The sequence below is a fragment of the Brachyspira sp. genome (assembly GCF_050873525.1).
Classification (GTDB): Bacteria; Spirochaetota; Brachyspiria; order Brachyspirales; family Brachyspiraceae; genus Brachyspira.
In genome coordinates this window covers 1-6,442 of record NZ_JBNMIZ010000153.1, presented here as the reverse complement: position 1 = coordinate 6,442, position 6,442 = coordinate 1, and the positions used below count along the sequence as shown (strand labels likewise).

At 29.6% G+C, this 6,442-nt stretch carries 4 protein-coding genes; all 4 read right to left on the bottom strand.

The window, feature by feature from the left end; translation table 11 throughout:
• Window positions 1-2,501: Eco57I restriction-modification methylase domain-containing protein (locus ACR0QS_RS09735; protein WP_432633252.1), on the bottom strand; the 2,501-nt coding region annotated here is incomplete at its 3' end.
• A gap of 88 nt (window positions 2,502-2,589) precedes the next feature.
• Window positions 2,590-3,648 carry a tRNA preQ1(34) S-adenosylmethionine ribosyltransferase-isomerase QueA gene (gene queA, locus ACR0QS_RS09730; protein ID WP_432633251.1) on the bottom strand — a complete coding sequence of 353 codons (1,059 nt, stop codon included), beginning with the start codon at window positions 3,646-3,648 and terminating at the stop codon, window positions 2,590-2,592.
• Between the two features lie 12 nt (window positions 3,649-3,660).
• Window positions 3,661-5,304: a hypothetical protein gene (locus tag ACR0QS_RS09725; protein ID WP_432633250.1), complete on the bottom strand. Its 1,644-nt coding sequence runs from the start codon at window positions 5,302-5,304 to the stop codon at window positions 3,661-3,663.
• A 19-nt stretch (window positions 5,305-5,323) separates the two neighbouring features.
• Window positions 5,324-6,373 (bottom strand): signal peptidase I, encoded by a 1,050-nt coding sequence (lepB, locus tag ACR0QS_RS09720; protein WP_432633249.1) that lies wholly within the window; start codon window positions 6,371-6,373, stop codon window positions 5,324-5,326.
• Between the last annotated feature and the right edge of the window lie 69 nt (window positions 6,374-6,442).

Here is a 6,442-nt window from a genome sequence, read left to right as displayed (position 1 = left end):
GTATATGATATAATATTTTGCACTAATATAGAATTATTATCTATTTTTGCTTTATTATCAACGACTTCTTTTTGTAAAATATATTTTTTAGAATTATCTGGAAAATAATATCTTGATATATTTTTACCACCTATAACTTTATAATACTTATCATTAGGTATTTCATCTAGAGATAACTTTTGATACCCCACACCTCTTCTATTTATTATAAAGTCATTTAAATAAATTCCCGATTTTCTCATCTTATAAGCTATATTCAATTCTTCATTAGAAACCGCATTCAAATAAAATCCAAATTCTCTAAATGTTTTTTTATCAATTTTGCCAACCGTTATAATATTATTTTCGTTTCTTTCGGAGGCTTTATAAGTATCGACTTCGGAATTATTGCAAAACATAATTATAACTTGTTCCAATTTAACTTCTTTCCAAACTTTACCGCAATCTACCAACTCTTGCAAATCGTTTATAATCAATTCTCTTGAGCTTTCCCAATTTGAAGCGTATATAAAAGATTTAGGAATTATAAAACCATTAACGCCTTTGTCTTTTAATAAATGTTTTGATAATCCTATAAATAGTGCTGCAGTATTCGTATTGCTTAAATTATATTTTCTTTCTAAATAATTTCTTTCAATATCCATCAACTCTGCCCCGTAAGGAGGATTGCCGATAACAATATCAAATCCGCCGTTCTTAAAAATTGAAGAAAATTCACGCTCCCAATCGAAGCAGTTAATTTTATATTGCGTTTCAATATCCATATTAAGTATATCGCCGCCGCTATAAAAATCGTTCCCTATCAAAGAATTTCCGCATTTGATATTTTCGTCCAATGAAGGCAAAGCCCGTTCGTTGAATAAACTTTGATTATTCATTATCGATGCTGGAGTTTCGCCTTCCATACATTTCAAAAGTAGCGATAATTTTGTAACCTCCACAGCGTTCGAGTCAATATCGACTCCGAAAATATTATTTATCAGTATCTGCTTTTTTACCCATAATGCCAAATCGCCGTCTTCCGTAATAGCGTCTTCTTTCGAGCCAAGAAATTTCTTTTTACCTTGCTTTGAATAATATTCTCTATGATAATTAAGTAAATATTTATAAGCGCCAAGCAAAAAACTTCCGCTGCCGCAAGCGGGGTCAACTATTTTTATATTTGATATTTCTTTTGGGCTTTTATTTTTAATCTTCTCTCCAACCGTATTCTCCACAATATAATCGACTATATACTCGGGCGTATAATAAACTCCGCCAGCCTTCCTTACCTCTGGTTTAAGTTCGATTTTCGCTTTATGATTATTCCCAATCGTTATAGTCTTTCCCAAAAACTGTTCGTATGCATTCCCTATAATTTCCACCGATATTACCGAAAACTCATAAGGACTTTTTGGATAATACAAATCGTTAATTATTTCCTTAATTATTTTATTCTCCGCTTTTATATTTTGCGTTATTTCGTCTTTCCTAAAATCAAAAATCCCCGAATTATATTTCCCGTCCGCCTTCTTAAAAATCTCAACTATATTCTTATAATAATTTACGCTATTATTAATTGGATTACTTCGGACTTTGTCCTCGTTCCAACGGGACGCCTTTGGCGAATGACGATTTACTCCACCGTCATTGCGAGCCTCACGAAGTGAGGCGTGGCAATCCTTAACTTCATTGTCATTGCGAGGCTCTGCCGAAGCAATCCGATTATTACTACAAGCCTCCCGCAAATCTCCATAATTCTCAACTCCTCTATCTTCCGCCACTCTCAAAAATATTATTCTGTCGATTATATGCTGAACCGCAAAATTCAAATCTCTTTCAGGCAAATTATTTAATTTGCTTATGCTCGAAGCCAATTTTGTCCTCAAATTATCGAGCGAATTAAGAAAATCAATATCTACGCTTTCCGTTCCTTTTTTATTTTTCGTTTCGGCATTATATTTTTCCAAAGAGCCTTTCAATACATTTTCTTTTGCAAATGTGTCGTATAAAAAATCAAACCTATTTAAATAATCTTTATAATTTATATATTCTACTCTCGACATCGAGGCTTTATCGTTGGGCGAAGGTTTTTTAGAACAGTCGTAAATTGCAAACTCTTCAAAGTCCGTCAAAATACTCACAGCTAATTTTCCGCTCCAAGCGTATCGTTTCACTTGATAAGCCGCATCCGAATCCTCTTTCAAATTCAAACTCGGTTTTTTCGCTTCCACAAAAAATACTCTATTCCCGCCAATTCTAAAAGAATAATCGGGAGCTTTTGTCTCTTTACCAATCTTCAATTTATCTTCATGAATAACTTCTCTATAAGTCTGCGAATAGCCTTGTTTATTTGAAATATCCCATCCCAAATACTCGAAAAACGGATTAATAAAATCCTGCCTCGTCAAAGTTTCGTTATAATCGCTCGCATGAAACTGCTTATAATTATTTTCAAACTTTTCAACAAGCCCTTTAATTCCTTCAAATGCCAATTCTTTATTTGTTTTATTCTCTGCCATATAAATTTCCTCTATTCAATAATAATAAGATTATATATCAAAATGAAATAAAATAAAAAACAAAATATTTGATTAATTAATATTTTACTTAATACATAAACATCGCATCGCCGTAGGAAAAAAATCTGTAATTATTTTCTATAGCAGTTTTATAAGCGTTCATTATATTATCGTATCCCGCGAAAGCGCTTACCATAGCCAAAAGTGTGGAATGCGGAGTATGGAAATTCGTTATTAAAGCGTCAATGCATTTGAATTTATAAGGCGGATAAATAAAAATATTTGTAGCGCCTTTTAATCTTTTAAAATCTTTATTTTCAAATTCGCTTTCCAAAACTCTCGCCACCGTAGTTCCGCATGCGACTATTCGCCTTCCAATTTTTTTTGATTCTTTTATCAAATCGGCGGTTGCTTTTTCGATAATAAATTTTTCTTCATGCATTATATGATTTTTAAGATTATCTTCTTTAAGCGGATTGAAAGTTGAAAAACCGACATGCAAAGTAATATAACAAATTTCAATTCCAATATTTTTTATTTTATTCAAAAGTTCGTTTGTAAAATGAAGTCCCGAAGTCGGAGATGCAATACTTCCTTCATTTTTTGCGTAAATATTTTGATAGAATTCTTTATCTTTATCGTTATATTCGCTCTCTCCTCTTTTTTTTCTATTTTGAATTATATAAGGCGGAAGAGGAATATTTCCAATATTATTCAGAATTTCGCTATTTATCGGTTTTGAAAATCTGATTAATTTTGTAGAAATATTATCTTTTTCAATAATCGCTTCTATATTATCATAATCTAAAAATAAAATATCTTTTTCTTTTATATTTTTTCCTTTTATCAAACATTCCCAAAAATTTTCATCCGAGTTAATTTTTTGCAAAAGAAGTATTTCAACGATTCCGCCAGTTTTCTTTTTTGCGTATATTCTCGCGGGAATAACTTTGCTGTCGTTCAAAACTAAAATATCGTCTTTTTTAAGATAATATATTATATCGTAAAAAAATTTATGTTCGATTTTTCCCGTTTCAATATTCATTGTCATTAATTTGCATTTATCTCTGTCGTAATTCGGAGTTGTCGCGATTAAATTTTCGGGCAAATAAAAATTGTAAGTTTCTTTATTTAAATAGTCTGTCATAATTATTAAAGTTTAAAAAGTTATTATTATTCTTCTCTGTCTTAAAAATTTAATTAAAGATTTCTTGCTCATAGAATTCGATTTCAGCATGCAGTATTCTTCGTTAAGTTTAATTATATTTATTCCTTTTCTTTCAGCCTCGCAAATTATCTCTTCGATTTTATTTTGATTTTTTATATTAATAAGCGTGACATTTTCGTATATTGAAGATATTATTCCTCTTTCATACCACCGTTTAAGATTCGTTTCGATATGCTTTGGAATGCTTACTGAATTTTTTTCCAAAGTTTCTTTTAAAATATTTAAAAAATTATAAAAACTATATTTTGAATTCGGATTATTTATTATAGTTTTTCCTTTCAATATTTTATCTTCCGTCATTGTGTAAGTGTAAACCGTTTCTTTACTATCGAGTTCAAAATATAAATTGCACATATAAATAAAATCGTTTGAAAATAAATTATGATTGATTAAAGTCATTTCAAAATTGCTGTTTATGAAACATTTTTTACTTAAATTATTTTTATTATAGTAAACATTTTTCAAAGATATAATCGCCTCTTCGTAAAAAGACGCTTCCAAAAATCCGAGCAAAAACATGGAATATAAAAGATTGTTATAATCTTCGTTATTTAAAACGATATTATATTTTTCTTTTAATTCTAAAAATAATTTTGATTTCGATATTATATTATTATATTCCAGCGCTTTTAAAATTTTTTTATAATGAGGATAATAATTTTTATAAAATCTTTTTGAGATAATTTCAATTCTATTTTCCAAATTTTCCGAAAAATAATTTTTTATATTATCGTATTCAAGCAAAATAAATCCTCGATTGTCTAATTTTATCAAATCCAATTTCAAACAAATATTCGCTATGATACCCGCTCTTACATTGAAACTTAAAAATTTAATGTCAATATCGTCAATATTTAATTTTTGACAGTCCGCTTCGTAAAGCAAAGTTTCAATATCGTTCAAAATATTTATATGATTATAAATGAAAGCCGAAGAATAAATATTTTCGTCAAAGCTATTTTCTATTTTTTCTATTACTTTATTATTATTTATTCCAATATAAGTTTTAAAATTTTCTTCGTAAAAATAAATGCATAATATATTTGCATTGCATAAATCTGATAAATCTTCGTCCGATATTTTTAATTTATCTTTTTCAAAAACTCGTCCGTTTTCGTATATTGAAATTATATTTTTGAAATATTTTTTATATATGTTTTCGTTATATTCAATGTAGATATGATTTTTAATTTTTAATTCTTCCAAAATTATATTTTCAATTATTTCCTTTATGTTTGGAAGAAAAAATAAAATATCGTCTCCCGATGTCAATCTTCTTCTTCTCATTCTCACATATATTAATCCCGAATCTTTTATATATTCTACAAAATTAAAAAATGTCGGCAGTTGTTTCGGCGAATAGCGAAGCGAGTAAGCTATATCGATGGAACTTAATCCTTTGCCTTCGTTTTTTAAAAGATAATAAATTATATTTTTTGATTCTATCGGCAGTTTATAAAATTTAAAAGAAACGAGCGAAATATTTGAAGATTTATTTTTTAATTCTTCCGCGTTTTTTACTTTCCAAATTTTAAATAATTCTTTTAATGTCTCCTCGGAAATTTGCTCATACATATTATTTTCTAATTTTATTTTATTTAATTATAAAGTATTTAAAAAATCCCTGCTTTTCCACATCCGCGGGTCTTTTCGATTGTATCCAAGCTATCATCGGCTGTCCTTTTATCAATCTATAAGGAACAAGCCCCCACATTCTGCTGTCGCAACTTTGGTCTCTATTATCGCCCATTACAAAAAAATAATCTTCGGGAACGGTATATATAAATTCTTCCTCATTATTTCCAGTATTTGGAATATATATATTCATCCAAAACCATAGCTTTACATCATCGCTTACTATTTTATCGTTTATATAAACTTCAAAAGAAGAAGTGTCGTTATAATAATCCGCTCTGTCTACAAGTTTTCTGAATATTATCGTGTCGCCTCTTTTAGGAACATAAACTGGTCCGTATATGTCGATAATCGGATAAAATTCTCTCTCTCCGTAAAAGAAATATCCCCATTTATCTTCCACTTGCGCTCCATCTATAAATATATTTTTATCTCTTAATTCTACCGTTTCTCCAGCGGTGGCAATAACTCGTTTTACGAATTCTTTTCTCGGGTCCAAATCAACCGTTTTAAGTCCGAAGAATAAAGGCATTGGAGCTAAATGTTTTCCGCCCGTAAGTTTTTCTCCTATAAAATCGGCTAATAAAAATCTCGGGTCCCAGGTAAACGGAGTAATCGAAAATATCATAATCGGCAATTTTAATAATTGAACTAAAGGCGAAGGCTCGTAATAAGGCATGGCGGATTCGCAGCCGAAAGTTGAAGAAGGCGGCGCTCTGAAAACAACCAAATCTCCCCTTTGAGGCGATTTAATTTTTGGAAGCCTATAACCCAAAAGTCCGTCCGTGAAAGGAAATTTGACTCCGTAAACGAATCTATTTGCAAATAATCTGTCGCCGGGCATTATTGTCGGAATCATAGAACCAGTCGGTATTTGATAGTTCTGTATTAAAAAAGTGTTTATAAGAAATACTATAACTATCGCGTATAAAATTTCTTTTAATGTATGTTTGAAATTTCTGCATTCGCCGACTATAGTATCCATAATATCTTTTATATTGTTTTTCATTATACAAGCCTTTTATAATTTTTTTAATTTTATAAAATCTAAAAATATTAATGTAGTATTGTATAATGT